Source organism: Pseudofrankia sp. EUN1h (genome assembly GCF_001854645.1).
GTDB lineage: Bacteria > Actinomycetota > Actinomycetes > Frankiales > Frankiaceae > Pseudofrankia > Pseudofrankia saprophytica.
This window is the reverse complement of sequence record NZ_MBLN01000049.1, coordinates 213,851-229,772: the sequence shown is the minus strand read 5'-3', so window position 1 is coordinate 229,772 and position 15,922 is coordinate 213,851. Positions and strand designations below refer to the sequence as shown.

The following is a 15,922-nucleotide window of genomic DNA, read 5'->3' as shown; positions in this document are numbered from 1 at the left end:
GGTGCCCTCCTTGTGGTGGCTCTCGACGCCCCGAGGCATCCGACCGCTGCGCGCCTGGGGACGACCTCGATCCTCGCGGCCGTGGTCAGGGAGTGCCGCCGGGTGCGCCTGGCTGCCGGAGCACCTTCTTCTCGACGGCGTCCGACGACAGGACCGTTCCGATGATCCCGAGGTCCGCGCCGGCGCTGCGGGCGACCTCGCGCACCACGGTGATGTCCTTGAGCATCAGGTCCCCGATCCGGCCGGGGACCGCGTCGGCCGAGCCACCGCTGGCGACGACACCGAGGCCGCGGCTGGCTCCGCTGCCGTGCTGCAGGGCCGCCAGGATCGCCTGCTCCTCGATCCCGAGCGAGCCCGCGAGGCGCACCGCGTCGATCGCGAGCCCCACCTGCGCCACGAACAGCGCGTTGTTCACGAGCTTCACCCGCTGGCCGTTGCCGAGCTGCCCGACGAACATGACGGGCGACGCGTACGTGGCGAGCACCGGGCGCATCCGGTCCAGCAGGGCCTCGTCGCCGCCGACCCAGAGCGTGAGCCTGCCCGCGGCGATGTCGTGCGGCCCGCCCGAGAGCGCGGCGTCGAGCACCCCGACCCCGTGGCCGGATCCCGCCTCGGCGAGCAGCCGGGCGGTCGCGGGGTCGGAGGTCGTGTGCTGGACGAGCGTCGCACCTGGCTTCATCGCCGCGAGGGCGCCCTGCGGGCCGAGGCACACCGACCGGACCTGCTCGTCGGTCAGCACGACGACGAACACCGCGTCGGCGTCGCGGACCGTCGCCGGCACCGTCGCGGCCCAGGTCAGCCCGTCGGCCTCGGCCGCCGCCCTGGCCTCCGGGCGGCGGACCAGGACGGTGACGTCGTGGCCCGCCGCCCTCAGCCGGTCGAGTATCGGCCGGCCCATGCGGCCTGGCCCGACGAATCCGATCTTCATTGATCCTCCAGGCATCGTGCTGTCGGCACCGGGCGGCCCCGACTCAGGCCGACGTCCGGCCGCCGGCGGCGGGCGTGGCCGAGGCTGGCGGTTGCGGTGGCCCAGGTGGGCCCGGTGGCGCCGGTGGTGCGGGTGGTGCCAGCATCTCGCGGTGTTCGGGGGTGCCGTCGAGGTTGGCGTTGACCCGCTCGCTGATGCGCCAGCCCTCCGTAGTTCGTACCCAGCGCCAGGTGTTCGCGGAGACGCGGGCGACCCAGAACCGGTCGGCGTCGGCGTCCCAGCGGATGTTGAGGGCGTAGCTGCGGCCGGTCGCCTCGTCGCCGTCGACCACGATGTGCGGCACCGTCAGCACGTGGCCGCAGCCGTTGCGGATCAGGCTCTGGTGGCCGCCGTTGACCATGTCGACGATGTCGCCCCGGCCCCGCATCCGCAGCTGGGGGACGGCGTCGAAGGTGCCGTCCTCGGTCCAGAGTGCCGCCGTGGCCTGCGCCGAACCGCTGTCGACGGCGGGCCCGTACTGGGCGACCAGCTGCATGATCTCGACCTGGTCCTCGAGCGCGTGGACCCTGGCCGCCAGTTTCTCGACCATGGCACGAAGATCATCGATCTCGCTCATGGGACGACGATGATGCGGACCGGCCCGTGGGCGTCGCGCGACGCGGCGAGCGCGTCGGCGACCCCGTCGAGCCCGACGGCCTGGCCGAGCATCGGCGAGACGTCCAGGCTGCCCGAGCACACGGCCTCGAAGGCCTCGTCCCAGTGCTGCATCGACGGGCCGCCGCCGAACTGGATGTTCAGGCCCTTCCGCTTGGCGGTCAGGGTGTGCAGGTGGTCGCCCTCCGGCGGGCCGCCGACGGAGAAGATCCGGGTGCCCCGCTCGCAGCCCTTGATGATCGAGTCGAGGACGCCGGGGACGCCGACGCACTCGAACACGACGCAGCCCGGCAGGCTGGCCAGCGCCAGCATCTCCCTCGTCGCCTCGGCCGACCCGTGGGCCACGTCCCGCCACGCCTGGAACGGCGAGATCTCGGCGGGATCGACGACCACGTCGGCGCCCATCGCCAGCGCCGTCGCCCGCCGCGACGCCACGAAGTCGACCGCGACGATCGGGCCCACGCCCAACCGCCGCAACTGCGCGATCGCCGCCAGGGCGATCGCCCCGCAGCCGATGATGAGCGGCACCTCCTTCGCCGTCACCGCGGCGCGGGACGCGGCCGACCATCCCACCGAGATCGCGTCGGCGACGCAGACGACCTCGCTCGGGAGGTCCGATACCGCGACCCGGGTGATCGCCTCGTCCAGCAGGAAGTACTCGCCGAACCCGCCAGGCGACTCGGGATTCTGCCCGATGATCTTGCGGCCGGTGGTGGTGGCGAGCACCGGCAGTGAGCTCACCCGTGCCCCGACGGGGATCCGCCGCTCGGTATCCGGGCCGTAGTCGATGACCTCGGCGCAGTACTCGTGGCCCATGACGATGTCGACGTCGGGGTCGTAGGTCGACATCCCGCTGTCGTCGTCGACCCCCGACTCCAGATGATCCATGTAGTGGACGTCCGACGCGCAGATCCCGCACGCCAGGGACCGGACCAGGATCTGCCCGCGCGCCGGGACCGGGTCGTCGATGACGCGTGCCTCGACCGTCCCGCCCCGCAGTACCGCAGCTCGCATCGGCCTCTCCTCGCGTTCGCGACCAGGACACATCCCCGTCACGGGACTGTAGCGACGACCCGCTGGTTACAGAAGGGTTCGTCCTAAAACTTTATAGAAGATCTTGTCCTGAAACTTGGCGAGGCGGTGTCGTGGGGAGCCGGCGCCCCATACGATCGCTGACATGGCAGACGCTGATCCGGCAGAGCCTCCCCGCCGCCGCCCGGGGCGTCCCMGTGACGCGAGCATCGACGAGCGAGCGCTCGCGGCCACGCGCGAGCTGCTGGTGCGGCGTGGCTTCGACGCGACGACGATCCACGCGGTCGCCGCGCACTCCGGGGTCCACGCGTCGGCCATCTACCGCCGCTGGGGGTCGCGGATCGAGCTGATCGAGGAGGCGACGTTCCCCGGCCTCAACCCGCTCAGCGTCCAACCGACGGGGGACCTGCGCCGCGACCTGCGCCGCTTCGTCCGTGCCTACGTGGCCGCGTTCGACGCGCCCGCGTCCCGCGCGGCCGCGGCCGGCCTGCTCGCGCACCATCAGACCGCGAGCCGGCAGCGCCCGCCGGAGTTCTACCTGCGGGTCTCGGCGCGCCCGCAGTTCCAGGACATCCTGTGTGCCGCGCCGCCCGGGAGCGTCGACCCGACCGTGGACCCCGACGACGTCTTCGACATGCTCCTCGGCGCGATCCTGACCCGCACGCTGCTGGCCACCGTGACCGCCAGGCGCCGCCCCCTCGAGCGCACCGTCGAGATGATCCTCCGGCTGTTGCAGCCCCAGGCCAGCCACAGCACCCTCGACCCCGGCGGCCAGCCGGCGTGACTCCGCCTACGAGAACATCGGCCGTTGTTGTTCGGCGGCCGGCGCGATGCCGGACGCTCCCGTCAACATCCGGTGCCGGTGCCGGTGCCGGTGCCGGTGCCGGTGCCGCTTGCCGGAGCCGCTGCCAGCGGCGGAAGGCTGTCCGCCGCTGGCAGCGGGTGGGCCTAGCCCGTTAGAACGCGTCGACAGTGGCCAGGGACTGGTAGACGGAGACCTGCGGCGGCCCCTGCACGCCGGCGGCCTCCATCAGCGCCGGGATTGTTGCCTGACTGGCGAAGAACCCCTGGAAGGCCTCGACGCTCTCCCATTCGTCGATCGCCAGAACCTCGCCGTCTCCGACGACGAACCGGTGGTGCAGCCCTCCCGCCGCCTTGCCCTCGGTGGCGACTGCCTCGAAGTCCCCGGCCCGCTCCCGGACGACCGCCTCGAACTTGGCCGGGTCGACAGCAAACTTCACGATCACCGTTACTGACATGCTCTTCCCCTCGACAGATTGTCACTTCGGCGATCGGGTGAGCCCCGTTTTCGCTCGCCCGCACCACCTATTCGTCCGCGGTGGTCCGCTGGATGACCAGGAGGGAGAAACCGGTCACCGCAGAACGGAGCGGTGCCCAGGCAGGGCGGGCAGTGGTTGGTCGCCTGGTCAACCGTCGTCAGACGGCGCCGCTCCGCGCCGCGCGGAAAAGCATTCGCCAGCCCTTCCTTGGCCGGCCACCATGAGAGCCATGTTCCGGCACGACACCTGGTCGCCCGCGCTGGTCGCGGGTGCTGTCGTGCTGCCCCTCTCGGCGCTGGTCGCCGACGTGCTGCCCGGCGGCGCGCGACGCTGACCCTTCCCGGATCGTCCGGAGCCCCGCAGGGAAAGGGTCGGTAGGCCCAGGGGCTCGCGGCTTCGAGCACCGAGGAAGAACGATGGCCAAGCAGGCCTACGTCCGCACCAAACCGCACCTCAACATCGGCACGATGGGTCACGTCGACCACGGGAAGACGACGTTGACCGCCGCGATCACCAAGGTTCTCGCCGACACGGGCTCCGGCTCGTTCGTCCCGTTCGACCGGATCGACCGCGCCCCCGAGGAGATCGCCCGCGGCATCACCATCAACATCGCGCACGTCGAGTACGAGACCGCCAGCCGGCACTACGCCCACGTCGACATGCCGGGCCACGCCGACTACGTGAAGAACATGATCACGGGTGCGGCTCAGCTCGACGGGGCGATCCTGGTGGTCTCGGCCCAGGACGGCGTGATGCCGCAGACGGCCGAGCACGTGCTGCTGGCCCGGCACGTCGGGGTCCGGCACGTCGTCGTCGCGCTGAACAAGGCGGACGCCGCCGACCCGGAGATCACGGACCTGGTGGAGCTGGAGATCCGCGAGCTGTTGACGGGGCACGGCTACCCGGGCGACGAGATACCGGTGGTCCGCGTCTCCGGGCTGCGCGCCCTGGCTGGAGACCCGGAGTGGACGGGCTCGATCCAGGCGCTGCTGGCCGCCGTCGACAGGTACGTGCCGGTTCCCGACCGTTACACCACGGCGCCGTTCCTGCTTCCCGTGGAGAACGTCCTGACCATCACCGGTCGTGGGACGGTGGTGACCGGGGCGATCGAGCGGGGCGCCGTCCGCGTGGGCGACCGGGCGGAGGTGTGCGGTCTGGGCACGCGGCTCGCGACCGTGGTCACCGGGCTGGAGACGTTCGGCAAGCCGATGGAGTCCGCCCTCGCCGGTGACAACGTCGCGCTGCTGCTGCGCGGCGTGCACCGAACGCAGCTTCGGCGGGGCAACGTCCTCGCGGCGCCGGGGAGCGTGACGGTGCACCAGCGGTTCGCCGCCCGGGTCCACCTGCTCGCGCCCGCCGCCGGGGGCCGGCGGACCGCCATCGCGTCCGGCTACCGCCCGCAGTTCTATCTGCGGACGACGGACGTGGTCGGCGAGGTCGACCTGGGTGAGGTCGGCGTCGCGCTGCCGGGAGACACCGCCGAGATGACGGTACGGCTCGGCAAGCCGGTACCGCTGGAGGACGGGCTCGGCTTCGCCATCCGCGAGGGCGGCCGAACGGTCGGCGCCGGCACGGTCGTGGCCGTCCTCGACTGAACGGTCGACCGGCCGTCGCTGGCCGGGTCCACTCCGGCCGGGTCCACCACTGCCGTCCGGATGGGCGCGCACCCCGCGCGCCCATCCGGACGGCCCGCCGGCGGCCCCGGGGCGCCGCGGCCCCGGCGAACCCGGAGCGGACGGAGCGGATGCCGGCTGCTCGACGGGTTCGGCTGGCTCGGCCAGCTCAGTCCCGGGGCGTGAGCAGCTCGGCCACGTGGGCCGCGCGCGGGGTCCGGAGACGGACCTCCACGGTGCCGGACCTGGTCGGGTTGAACTTGCCGGCGTCATAGGCGAAGCGCACCCGGTCCGGGGGCTCGACGCCGATGTCGATCGCGGCCAGGAACACGCCGGCGCGCGGCACGTCGATGTGCTTGCCGCGCCCGGCCCAGACCACGAGACGCCCCGCGCTGATCGCGATCGCGCCGGAGACCGCCTCCCTGCGCCAACTGGAACGCTGGCCGGGTRCCCGGTAGTTGCGATAGGTGATCGAGCCGGTGAGGCCTTCCTCCACCAGGACGAGGTCCTCGGATTCCAGCGAGGCGCGCAGATCCGCGGGTAGCTGACCCGCGCCGAGCAGCATCCGGCGCACGGGGTTCATGGCCAAGATCATAGGCTTACCTCACGGCTGCACGACCACCGTTCCCGTCGCGTCCGGTCGGTCCGTCGTGCTCGGATACGGCGTGCAGACCACGGAATAGGTCCCGGCGGTGGACGGCATTCTCATCGTTTGGCTGGTGCCCGGTTCGATCGGGCTGGTGGAGATCGCGGTCGAGCCACCGCGGGTCATCGTGAACGTGCACGCGACGTCATTGTTGTTCAACACCTTGACCCATTCGTCGATCTGGAAGCTCGAGGTCGCCGGACGGACGGCCGAGCCCTCGATCGTGATCGTCCCGGCGGGGTTCGCCGGAGGCGAGTAGTACCCCGGCGGCGGCGAGTACAGGGGAACACCCGGTGAGACCGTGGTTCCGGCCGGCGGCGACGACCTGGGCGCCGGTGGCGCCGTCGTGTCCCGCGGCGGCGAGCTGGGCGTGGCGCCGCCGGTCGGGGGGCGCGTCGAATCCGGTGCCGTCGGGACCGACGTCGCCGAGGCGGCCGGGCTGGCGGGCGCCGTCGGAACGGGTGTCCCCGTCATGGGCCTCGACACCGCCGGGATCGTGACGACGTCGTCCCGGCCGTCCGGACCATGGATCGCGGTACCGGCCGCGACGGCGGTCACCGTCGCGGCGACGACTCCGACGACGCCGACGACGCCCGCGCCAATCACGGATGTTCGGCGTCGCCGCAGCGCCGCCGAACGCCGGGCGACCCGGGCCACCAGGTCGGGGGCCGGTCCGGCGAGGTCCGCCAGCTCCTTGAGGCGCCGCTCGACCAGGTCCTCGGCGCGGATGTCCTCGTCGCGGTCGGAGGCCAGGCGGTCAGCCATGGGAATCGTTCCTCTGCCTCGTGGAATCCAGATGTGTCGGATCGGTTGGGGGATCGGATTCGGATGGGGATTCGGCCGCCGGCGGTCGTCGATCGGGCCGCTGGTCGTCGATGGCGACGCGCAGCTGCGCCAGCCCCCGGGAGGTCAGGCTTTTGACGGTGCCGATCCGGCAGCCCAGCACGGTCGCCGTCTCGGCCTCGGAAAACTGCAGATAGTGCCGCAGGACCACGGCGCAGCGTTGCCGCGCCGGCAGCCGCGTCAGTATTCGGGACAGCTGGTCCAGGCTTTCGGTGCGGGCGAACTCGTCAGGTCCTGGCCTGTCGGGCAGCCGAGCGGTCGGCCGTTCCCACGTCAGCACCTTCCATCCCGACCGCCGGTGGGTGTTGACCATCACACGGTAGGTATAGGCGTCCGGCTCGCCGTTCGCGGCGACTCGACGCCATACCAGCAGGACCCGCGCGAGAGTCTCCTGGACCAGGTCCTCCGCGGCGGCGCGCTCCCCGGTGAGGACGAAGGCCGTGCGGAACAGGGCGTCGGATCTCGCCCGGACGAATGCCTCGAACGAGTCGTGCGCCGGGGTCCTGGACACGGGTGTCTCCGTCAGGTCGTCCGCCGGCCGGGCCGCTTCGTCGGCGGCTCCTGGGAGTCTGGTCGACTTCACACCCGGTATCAGGCGTGCGACCGCCAGAAGGTTCCGGCATCAATGCCCAACACTCGCCCAACGAGACGATTCACGGCCGGGGTACGGACTGGATCCGAATCCACAGGGACGTCGAGGCGGCCAGCAGGTGGCCGTCGACGGTGTAGAGGGCGGAGGAGGCCCGCAGTTTGCGGCCCTCGGCGGCCTCGGCACGGGCGACGACGACATATGTCCCGCCGGGCGTGACCGTGCCCGTCGCGGAGACGATCTGCCGGGCCAGCAGGGCGGCCAGGTCCTCGGTGGGCATCGTCGCCTGGTGCGCCCAGAACGACGGGCAGTCCAGCGCCGACCAGAGCATGTGTCGGCCGACCGATCCGTCCGCCTCGGCGAGGGAGCGGTCGACGGTCCAGGTCGTGGCGACGAGACCCGCCGGCCCGCCGGCGACCGGGCCGGGGAGGATCCGCAGGCCGTCGCCCGGCGACCGTCCCGTCCCGCAGCCGAAGCATCCCGGGAACGGATGTGTCGACGTCGCGGCGAGCGCGGCGGCCGCGCGCTCGGCATCGCCGGGCTCGACGAACGGCGGCGGATCGCCGAGGTCGGCGGCGTTCGCCGGGTGCGCCTCGACGAGCAGCGTTCCGCCGTGGATGAGCCGCACCCCGCCGTCGTCCGCGGGTTCCACCGTCAGCGGCACCTCCAGCGGGGTCGGCGCGCGCAGCACCGCCTCCGCCGTCCTACCGGCCTCGGCGTCCGCGCTCGCGCCGGCGAGGTAGCCGGCGAGGGTTCCGGAGATCCACCCGCCGTTCGCGCTCCCGGGCGGCCCGTTGAACCGGGCCGGTACGACGACCGTGCCGGCGGCCCGGTTGCCATCGCCGTTGCCGGCATCGGCCGCCGCCGAGATCTGATCCGCATCGGGGCGGGAAGTAATGGCGTCCACCCGTCCGACGCTACGGCCTGGTCGTGGCGGACATGGGCGTCGCGGGTGCTGGCGGCGGGATCCGCGAGCGCGACGTCCTGAGCCTGATGGCACAGGGCCTGTCCAACACCACGCTCGCGGCCCGGCTCGTCGTCAGCCCGCGCACCGTCGAGACACACGTCGCGAGCATCTTCACCAAGCTCGGCCTGCTCCCCACCGCCGACGAGCACCGCCGCGTCCGCGCCGTCATCACCTACCTCAACAACCCCACCCACGACCGGCACCGGGTAGAAGGTGGCCGGAGTCGTGGTCGAGGTCGAGGTCGAGGTCGTCAGGGCAGCAGGGTGCCAGCCCGGATCTTGACAGTGCGGCCGACCCACTCCTGGGCGGTCATCGCGGCGATGACGCCGGGGTCGGCGCTGGTCACGACGGTGCGGGTGGCGCCGTCGCCGGTGGTGGTGTCGGTGGTGGCGCCGAGGGTGACCACGGCGAGCGCCTGGACCGGGTCGCCCTGCTCGCAGGCGACGGTGAAGCCCGCCACCACACCGGTGACGGCGTCCCGTGCCGGGCCGTCGACGAGGGGGAGTGGGGTCCCGGCGGCGCGGACGTCGGCCGAGACGTCCTCGGCGCGGAAACCCGTCGACGGCGGGCTGGCGCTCCACAGCAGGCCGGCCTGCTTGGTGACCATCCCGGAGACGCAGGTCACGAGCCCACGGGCACCCGGCGCGGCGGCGCGCAGCCGCCGGGCCATGGCCACCGTGGACTGGAAGACGTAGTTGTTCAGCGGGCCACCCGCGAACGTCATGCCGCCCGTGACGGTCAGGTCGGAGCGCCCGGCCAGGCCGAGCTCCCGGACCTGGAGGCGGACCGCCGCCGGGAAGCAACTGTAAAGATCCAGGTGGTCGGCGTCCGCCGCGGCGACGCCGGTGATGGCGGCGAGGCGTTTCCCGACTGCGCGGAAACCAGGGGAGCGGGCGAGGTCGGGACGGGCGGCCAGCGGCGTCATGACGTTGGACTCGGCGGCGGCCACCGGGAAGACCCACCGGTCCGGCGGAACGCCGAAGCGCCGGGCGGCGGCCGCGGAGCAGACCAGCAGCGCCGCGCCCTGGTCCACGCCGGCCCGGGAACAGTGCGACCGCGTGTACGGCCAGGACATCATCGGGTTGCGCGGCGACGGCGCCAGGTCGTCCGGGGTGACCGGGGCTCGTGCCCAGGCATCCTCGTTGCCGGCTGCAACCTGGGAGAACCCGGCCCACAGCGCGGCGACCTCGGCGGCATGCGCGGCGGGTTCTAGCCCGTCCGCCGCCCGCAGCGCCGACTCGAGGACCGCGTACTGCCGCACCGGCAGGTAGATTCCGCGACGGATCTCCAACGGCGCGAGGATGTCCGCCTCGGGGGCGAGGATCTCGTCGGGACCGTCCCCGGAACGGCCGCCCGCGCCCGCGTCGCCGCCACCATCGCCATCGCCATCGGCTGCGCCTGCGCCGACGGCGTGGCGGCGTGGGGTGAGGCGGACGCGCCCGCGGTGGGCCGCCTCGGCGCCGAGCACGAGGACGACGTCGGCGCGGCCGGCGGCGACGTCGAGGCAGGCGCGGGTGATGAGGCTCTGCTGCAGCACGCCGAGCTCGGCGATGACCGTGCGGGCCGCCCGGGCGCCGAACCGGTCGGCGACCTCGCGGCCCGGGTCCGAGCGGTCCCAGGTGCCGCGCGCGACGTACACGCGGTCGATGACGGCGAGCAGGCCCGGCGCCGCGGCGTCCGCGGCGGCCGCCTCGGTGGCGGCGGCCATCAGCTCCACCGCGTCAGGCAGCCGCGCCGCGGCGGCCGCGCCGACGAGCACTGGTGTGGCGGGCGGCATGGTCATGCGGATCTCCGTGGTGCTAGGTGTTCTCGAGGTCGCGAGCACTCTCGGTGACCTGGGCGGCCCTCGTCGCCACCTGCCGGGCCCACGCGAGGTCGGCCTTGCCGCTCGGGGTACGCACGACGGTCTGGACGAGGCTCAGCACCCGGGGCACCTTGTAGCCGGCGAGGTGGGCGCGGCAGTGCCGCTGCAGGTCGGCGAGGGTGAGCGTGGCGCCAGGCCGGGGCGCGACGACGGCGGCGACGGTCTGGCCCCAGCGTTCGTGCGGGACGCCGACGACCAGGACGTCATAGATGTCCGGATGGGTCTTCAGCACGCCCTCGACCTCCTCGGGGAAGATCTTCTCCCCGCCCGAGTTGATGGTGGCCGAGCCGCGGCCGAGCAGGGTGATGGTGCCGTCCTCCTCCAGCCGGGCGAAGTCGCCGGGGACGGAGTAGCGCGCGCCGTCCGGGCCGGTGCGGAACACCTGGGCCGTCTTGACCGGGTCGCCGAGATAGCCGATCGGGATGTTGCCCCTGCGGGCGAGCCGGCCGATCTCGCCGACCCCGAGCGGGGTGAGGTCCTCGTCGACGACCAGCGCGTCGTCGATCGGCCGGATGCGCACGCCGGCGTCGCCTCGGACCCGGCTCTTGTCCGCGATGCCGACGCCGTGCGAGCCGGCCTCCGAGGCGCCGACGCCGTCCGTGACGACGACGCCCAGGCGCTGCATGAACGACTCCTTGAGCACGGGGGAGAACAGCGCGGCGCTCGACGACAGCGCGTACAGCGACGACAGCTCCGGCCGGCTGCCCGCGCGCTCCAACGCGTCGAGGGTGTCGAGCAACGGGCGCGCCATCGCGTCACCCGTGATCATGACCATGTTGACCCGTTCGGCCTCGACGAGCCGCCAGACCTCGTCGGGCTCGAACGTGTCGACGAGGATGGTGCGCTGGCCCTTGCTCAGGTTGGTCAGCAGGCACCACTGGGTGGCGCCGTGCATCAGCGGCGCGATCGGCAGCGCGGTGAGGACGCCGGTAGCGCCCTTCTCGGTGAGCTCCTCCGGGCGGCTGGCGCGTTCGCCCGTCATCAGGTCGAGGCCGCCGCCGAGGGCGAAGATGACGTCCTCCTGCCGCCACAGCACGCCCTTCGGCATGCCGGTGGTCCCGCCGGTGTAGAGCAGGTAGTGGTCGTCGCCGGTGCGCGGCTCGAAGTCCCGGTCCGGGCGGGACGCGGCCAACGCGTCCTCGTAGGGCACGGCACCCAGTGCCTCGGCGCCGCCCTGCCCCTGTCCCCGCTCCTGGCCGCGCCCGCTGCCGCTGCCGCGCCCGCTGCCGCTGTCGGCGTCGTCCTCGGCTTCGAGGGCCGTGCCGTCCTCGATCACCACGAGGTGCCGCAGGCTCGCGATCTTCGGGGCCACGTCGGCGACCCGGTCGGCGAACTGTMGCTGGAAGACGAGCGCGACCGGCGCGGCGTTGCCAAGCAGGTACGCCAGCTCCTCGGCGACATACCGGAAGTTGACGTTCACGCACACGGCGCGGATCTTGTACGCCGCGAGCATCGTCTCGACCCATTCGATCACGTTGTAGGCATAGATCGCGACGTGGTCGCCGGGTCCCACCCCGGCGCTGGATAAGTGGTGCGCCATGCGGTTGGCGCGTTCCTCCAGCTCGGTGTAGGTCCGCCGGCCGGGGCCGGCGACGACGGCCTCCCGGTCGGGGTAGCGGTCGACGGCGTGCTCGAACAGGTCGGCAAGATTGAACTGCATCACGTCTCCCGCTGGGCGACTGCGTCTGGGCGGCGGTGTCCGGGTCAGCGCCCGGTGAATCGAGGGGTCTGCTTCGCGGCGAACGAGCGCGGGCCGATCTTCGCGTCGTCGCTGAGGTAGACCCGCATGCCGATCTCGGACTCGACGCGGAACGCCTCGTCCTCGGGCAGCGACTCGGTCTCCCGCAGGACCCGCAGCACGGCCTGCACGGCGACCGGCCCGTTCGCGGCGATCGCGCGCGCGATCTCCATGGCCCGTTCCAGGGCGGTCCCGTCCGGGACGACGTGGGTGACCAGGCCGATCTCCTTCGCCTCCGCCGCCCCCAGGTGCCGGCCGGTGAGCAGCAGCTCGGCGGCCACCGCGTAGGGGACCTGGCGGCGCAGCCGCACCGCGGACCCGCCGAGCGGGAACAGGCCCCAGCGGACCTCGGAGACGCCGAACCTCGCGGACTCGCCCGCGACCCGGATGTCGGTCGCCTGCAGGATCTCGGTGCCGCCGGCGATCGCCGGCCCCTCGACGGCCGCGATGAGCGGCTTGGTGAGGACGAACCGCTTCATGATCCATTTCATGACGGACAGGTCCATCGCGAGGCGGGTGCCGTCCCCATCGCCGCGAAACGCCTCGCCGGGCGGGCGCGCGGACATCTGCTTGAGGTCGGCTCCGGAGCTGAACGCGCCGCCGGCGCCGGTGAGGACGGCGACCCGGATCTCCGGGTCGGCGTTGACCTCGTCCCAGGCCTTCTCAAGGAGGCCGATCATCTCGGGGGTGATCGCGTTGCGGGCATGCGGGCGGTTCATCGTGACGACCAGGACGTGGCMGTCGCGGGCGACGAGCGCGTGCGGCTCGGACTCGGTCACGCGGGCTCTCCTCGGACGCGCAGACCGTGGTGGATGGCCGTGCCTATAGGCACGGCCATCCACCACGGTCCAAAACGGGATCAGTGATGTGTGTTGGATGGCTGTGCTCATGGACACGCTGGTCTGCCACGATTCGGCGCTCGGGCGAGCGCGGCGGGCTGGTGGCACCCCCGGGCCGGAGTGACGCTCCCTGCCAGACACCCCGGGCATGCCTGAGCGGCGTCTCAGGCGCCCGCTCGGCCGTGTCGACACCGCTACCAAAAGTGATCGACGTTGAGGCCGCCGCCGGCGGAGGTGGCCTCACCGCGGCGGGCGGGGCATGCCGAGGCCAAGCATCGCGATCATGTCGCGCTGGATCTCGTTGGTGCCGCCGCCGAAGGTGAGCATGAGGATCTGCCGGTAGGCGCGCTCGAGCCGGCCGGCGAGCACGGCGCCCGGCGAGCCCGACACGAGGATCGCCTCGTCCTCCAGGCACTCCATCAGCAGGCGGTATGCCTCGACGGCGAACTCGGTGCCGAAGATCTTCGTCGCGCTGGCCTGGGCCGGCCCCAGCCGGGCACCGTGGTCGACTCCCCAGGCGATCTTCCAGTTGATCAGTTTGAGGAACTCGACCTTGGCGTGCACCGTGCCGAGGTTGCGCCGGACCAGCGGGCGGTCGATGACCCGGCCGCCCTCGGGCGCCGCGGTCGCCTCGGCCCACCGCCGGGTCCACAGCAGCAGCTGCTGGATGCCGGCGGCCGAGCACAGCGCGACGCGCTCGTGGTTGAGCTGGCCGGTGATCAGTTTCCAGCCGCCGTCCACCTCGCCGACCAGGGCCTCGGCCGGCACGTGGACATCGGTGTAGAAGGTCTGGCTGGTGATGCCGCCGGAGATGGTGGGCACCGGCGTCCAGGAGAAGCCCGGTGTGTCGACGGGGACGCAGAACACCGACAGGCCGCGGTGGCGGGGCAGGTCGGGGTTGGTGCGGGCGGCCAGCCACACGTAGTCGGCGACCTGGATGACCGACGTCCACATCTTCTGGCCGTTGATCACCCAGCCGTCGCCGTCGCGGTCGGCGCGGGTGCGCAGGCTCGCGAGGTCGGTGCCGGCACCCGGCTCCGAGTAGCCGATGGAGAAGTGCAGCTCACCGGCGAGGATCTTCGGCAGGAAGAAGTCCCGCTGCTCCTGGGTGCCGTACTCCATGATCGCCGGCCCGACGCTGTTCAGGGTCAGCAGCGGGATCGGCACCCCGGCCAGCGTCGCCTCGTCGCCGAAGATCAGCTGCTCCAGCATCGACCGGTTCTGGCCGCCGTACTGGGTCGGCCAGCCGATGCCGAGCCAGCCGTCCTTGCCCAGCTGGCGGATGGCCCGGCAGTAGGCGCCGTCCTTGCCTTTCAGGGTCGACTCGCCGCCGGCGAGCTCGGCGCCGAGCTCGGGCGTGACCATCGCGGCGAAGTACTCGCGCAGCTCGCGGCGCAGGTCCTCCTGCGTCGCGGTGTAGGCGATTCGCATCGGCGCTCTCCTGTCGCGGCCGGCCGCCACGGCGTGTCCCGTGGGCCCGGCGCACCCGACACGACCTGACGGGTCATCAGGTCGCGGTTGACCCGATGCTAGCGCGGTACTAGAACAAGTTCTCGTTATTGGGTGCTCGCCCGCCCGCGGCCCACCGGTCCGCGCCGGGCGTCCGCCGACGACCAAGCCTTCTCGCGAGGAGCCGCGGCATGGACTTCGCCCAGACCGAGGAACAGCGCGACCTGGCCGCGCTGGCCAGGCAGATCCTCACGGAGCGAGTCACCCCCGAACGCCTGGCCACGCTGGAGGCGGATGTCCTCGCCGGCACCGGTGAGCCGAGGTTCGACCGCGAGCTGTGGGCGCAGCTCGCGAAGGCGAACCTGCTCGGCATCGGCGTGCCGGCCGAGTACGGCGGCCTGGGCTACGGGGTGCTCGAGGAGTGCGTCGTACTGGAGGAGGCCGGGCGGGTGCTCGCGCCGGTGCCGCTCTGGGCCTGCGCGACCGTCGGCGCCGGCGCGATCGCCGCCCACGGCACCGAGGCGCAGCGGCGCGGCTGGCTACCCGGCCTCGTCAGCGGCGAGAAGATCGTCACGGTCGCGCTGGCCGAGCCGCGAGGCTCCGACGCCGCGGCCCCGGCCACGACCGCGACCAGACTGGCCGGCTCCGGCTCCAGCTCCAGCTCTGCCGGCGGCGTGGGTCCCGACGGCGGCGTCGGCGTCGGCGTCGGCGCCGGCTGGCGGCTGGACGGAGTCAGGACGGCCGTGCCGTTCGCGACGGTCGCGGACGCGGTGCTCGTCCCGGCGCGCACCGGGACGGGCGTTGGCGTGTTCCTCGTCGACCCGGCCGCCGCCGGGGTCACCGTTGAGCGGCAGCTCACCACCGCCCGCGAGGTCACCGGCCTGTTACGGCTGGAGGGGGTCGTGGTCGGCGACGACGCGCTCGTCGGTGGCCCGGCGGCGGCCGAGGGAGACGCCGTGGCGGTGGCGCTGCGGGACCGGGCAACGCTGGGCCTGTGCGCGCTGCAGCTCGGCGTCACCGAGCGGGCGATGCGCGCCGCCGCCGAGTACACCAGCAACCGGCAGCAGTTCGGCCGCCCGATCGGCTCGTTCCAGGCGGTCGGGCACCGGCTGGCCGACTGCTACATCGACGTCGAGGCGATCCGCCTGACGATGTGGCAGGCCGCCTGGCAGCTCGCCGAGGGATGGGACGCCTCGAGCGCGGTCGCCACCGCCAAGTTCTGGGCGGCCGACGGCGGCCACCGGGTCGCGAGCGCCGTCGTCCACGTCCACGGCGGCATGGGCATCGCCGAGGAGTACTTCGTCCACCGCTACTTCCTGCACGCCAAGCAGCTCGAGTTCACCCTCGGCGGCGCCGGCGAGCAGGCCCGCCGCCTCGGCGACCTGATGGCCGCCGCCCCCGCCCCCGACCACGTCGTCTAGCGATCGTCCAGCGCGATCTGGCGCGCGCCCGCGCGCCCGCGCGCCGGCCCGCCCGCCGC

The 15,922-nt window shown here is 72.9% G+C and carries 15 protein-coding genes and 1 pseudogene; 4 read left to right on the top strand and 12 right to left on the bottom strand.

Features of this window, described 5'->3' with window-relative positions; translation table 11 throughout:
* Nucleotides 1-85 precede the first annotated feature (85 nt).
* From BCD49_RS15865 to BCD49_RS15855, 3 genes are read right to left on the bottom strand one after another with little or no spacing between them, the layout of a single operon-like run.
* Nucleotides 86-928 carry an NAD(P)-dependent oxidoreductase gene (locus tag BCD49_RS15865; protein WP_007517967.1) on the bottom strand — a complete coding sequence of 281 codons (843 nt, stop codon included), beginning with the start codon at nt 926-928 and terminating at the stop codon, nt 86-88.
* A 43-nt stretch (nt 929-971) separates the two neighbouring features.
* Complete coding sequence (locus BCD49_RS15860) at nt 972-1,544, bottom strand: nuclear transport factor 2 family protein (RefSeq protein ID WP_007517965.1); 573 nt, start codon at nt 1,542-1,544, stop codon at nt 972-974.
* Nucleotides 1,541-2,596, bottom strand: a complete 1,056-nt coding sequence (locus tag BCD49_RS15855; RefSeq protein WP_007517963.1) for a zinc-binding dehydrogenase — start codon at nt 2,594-2,596, stop codon at nt 1,541-1,543. Before BCD49_RS15855 ends, BCD49_RS15860 begins: the two co-directional genes overlap by 4 nt.
* A gap of 163 nt (nt 2,597-2,759) precedes the next feature.
* Between BCD49_RS15855 and BCD49_RS15850 the strand changes: the two genes are divergently transcribed.
* The gene (locus tag BCD49_RS15850; protein WP_071041619.1) at nt 2,760-3,398 is read left to right on the top strand and encodes a TetR/AcrR family transcriptional regulator; all 639 of its coding nucleotides are present in this window, start codon (nt 2,760-2,762) and stop codon (nt 3,396-3,398) included.
* Nucleotides 3,399-3,570: 172 nt separating this feature from the next.
* Here BCD49_RS15850 and BCD49_RS40660 read toward each other — a convergent pair whose 3' ends face one another.
* The gene (locus tag BCD49_RS40660; protein WP_007517959.1) at nt 3,571-3,873 is read right to left on the bottom strand and encodes an antibiotic biosynthesis monooxygenase; all 303 of its coding nucleotides are present in this window, start codon (nt 3,871-3,873) and stop codon (nt 3,571-3,573) included.
* A 437-nt stretch (nt 3,874-4,310) separates the two neighbouring features.
* On the opposite strand from BCD49_RS40660, the gene tuf reads away from it, so the two are divergent.
* Complete coding sequence (tuf, locus tag BCD49_RS15840; protein WP_007517957.1) at nt 4,311-5,489, top strand: elongation factor Tu; 1,179 nt, start codon at nt 4,311-4,313, stop codon at nt 5,487-5,489.
* Between the two features lie 187 nt (nt 5,490-5,676).
* Here the strand turns inward: tuf and BCD49_RS15835 are convergent, their stop codons facing one another.
* The 4 genes from BCD49_RS15835 to BCD49_RS15820 all read right to left on the bottom strand — a co-directional run bounded on the left by BCD49_RS15835 (nt 5,677) and on the right by BCD49_RS15820 (nt 8,492).
* Nucleotides 5,677-6,102: a hypothetical protein gene (locus tag BCD49_RS15835; protein ID WP_083401476.1), complete on the bottom strand. Its 426-nt coding sequence runs from the start codon at nt 6,100-6,102 to the stop codon at nt 5,677-5,679.
* Between the two features lie 9 nt (nt 6,103-6,111).
* Nucleotides 6,112-6,918 carry a cupredoxin domain-containing protein gene (locus BCD49_RS15830; protein ID WP_007517953.1) on the bottom strand — a complete coding sequence of 269 codons (807 nt, stop codon included), beginning with the start codon at nt 6,916-6,918 and terminating at the stop codon, nt 6,112-6,114.
* On the bottom strand, nt 6,911-7,507 hold the full coding sequence (locus BCD49_RS15825) for a SigE family RNA polymerase sigma factor (RefSeq protein ID WP_007517952.1): 597 nt from the start codon (nt 7,505-7,507) through the stop codon (nt 6,911-6,913). Before BCD49_RS15825 ends, BCD49_RS15830 begins: the two co-directional genes overlap by 8 nt.
* Nucleotides 7,508-7,649: 142 nt before the next feature.
* Nucleotides 7,650-8,492: a hypothetical protein gene (locus BCD49_RS15820; protein ID WP_007517950.1), complete on the bottom strand. Its 843-nt coding sequence runs from the start codon at nt 8,490-8,492 to the stop codon at nt 7,650-7,652.
* 62 nt (nt 8,493-8,554) lie between these two features.
* Here BCD49_RS15820 and BCD49_RS46390 point away from each other — a divergent pair.
* Nucleotides 8,555-8,734, top strand: a pseudogene (locus BCD49_RS46390) (response regulator transcription factor); the annotation flags it as partial.
* Between the two features lie 68 nt (nt 8,735-8,802).
* Here the strand turns inward: BCD49_RS46390 and BCD49_RS15810 are convergent.
* The 4 genes from BCD49_RS15810 to BCD49_RS15795 all read right to left on the bottom strand — a co-directional run bounded on the left by BCD49_RS15810 (nt 8,803) and on the right by BCD49_RS15795 (nt 14,424).
* Nucleotides 8,803-10,335, bottom strand: coding sequence for a hypothetical protein (locus BCD49_RS15810; RefSeq protein ID WP_007517949.1), 1,533 nt, complete (start codon nt 10,333-10,335; stop codon nt 8,803-8,805).
* A gap of 16 nt (nt 10,336-10,351) precedes the next feature.
* Nucleotides 10,352-12,076, bottom strand: a complete 1,725-nt coding sequence (locus tag BCD49_RS15805) for an acyl-CoA synthetase (protein ID WP_071041617.1) — start codon at nt 12,074-12,076, stop codon at nt 10,352-10,354.
* Between the two features lie 44 nt (nt 12,077-12,120).
* Nucleotides 12,121-12,933 (bottom strand): crotonase/enoyl-CoA hydratase family protein, encoded by an 813-nt coding sequence (locus tag BCD49_RS15800; protein WP_083401475.1) that lies wholly within the window; start codon nt 12,931-12,933, stop codon nt 12,121-12,123.
* A gap of 300 nt (nt 12,934-13,233) precedes the next feature.
* Nucleotides 13,234-14,424 (bottom strand): acyl-CoA dehydrogenase family protein, encoded by a 1,191-nt coding sequence (locus BCD49_RS15795; RefSeq protein WP_007517944.1) that lies wholly within the window; start codon nt 14,422-14,424, stop codon nt 13,234-13,236.
* A 209-nt stretch (nt 14,425-14,633) separates the two neighbouring features.
* Here BCD49_RS15795 and BCD49_RS15790 point away from each other — a divergent pair, with 209 nt between their 5' ends.
* Nucleotides 14,634-15,863 carry an acyl-CoA dehydrogenase family protein gene (locus tag BCD49_RS15790; protein ID WP_007517942.1) on the top strand — a complete coding sequence of 410 codons (1,230 nt, stop codon included), beginning with the start codon at nt 14,634-14,636 and terminating at the stop codon, nt 15,861-15,863.
* Nucleotides 15,864-15,922: the final 59 nt, after the last annotated feature.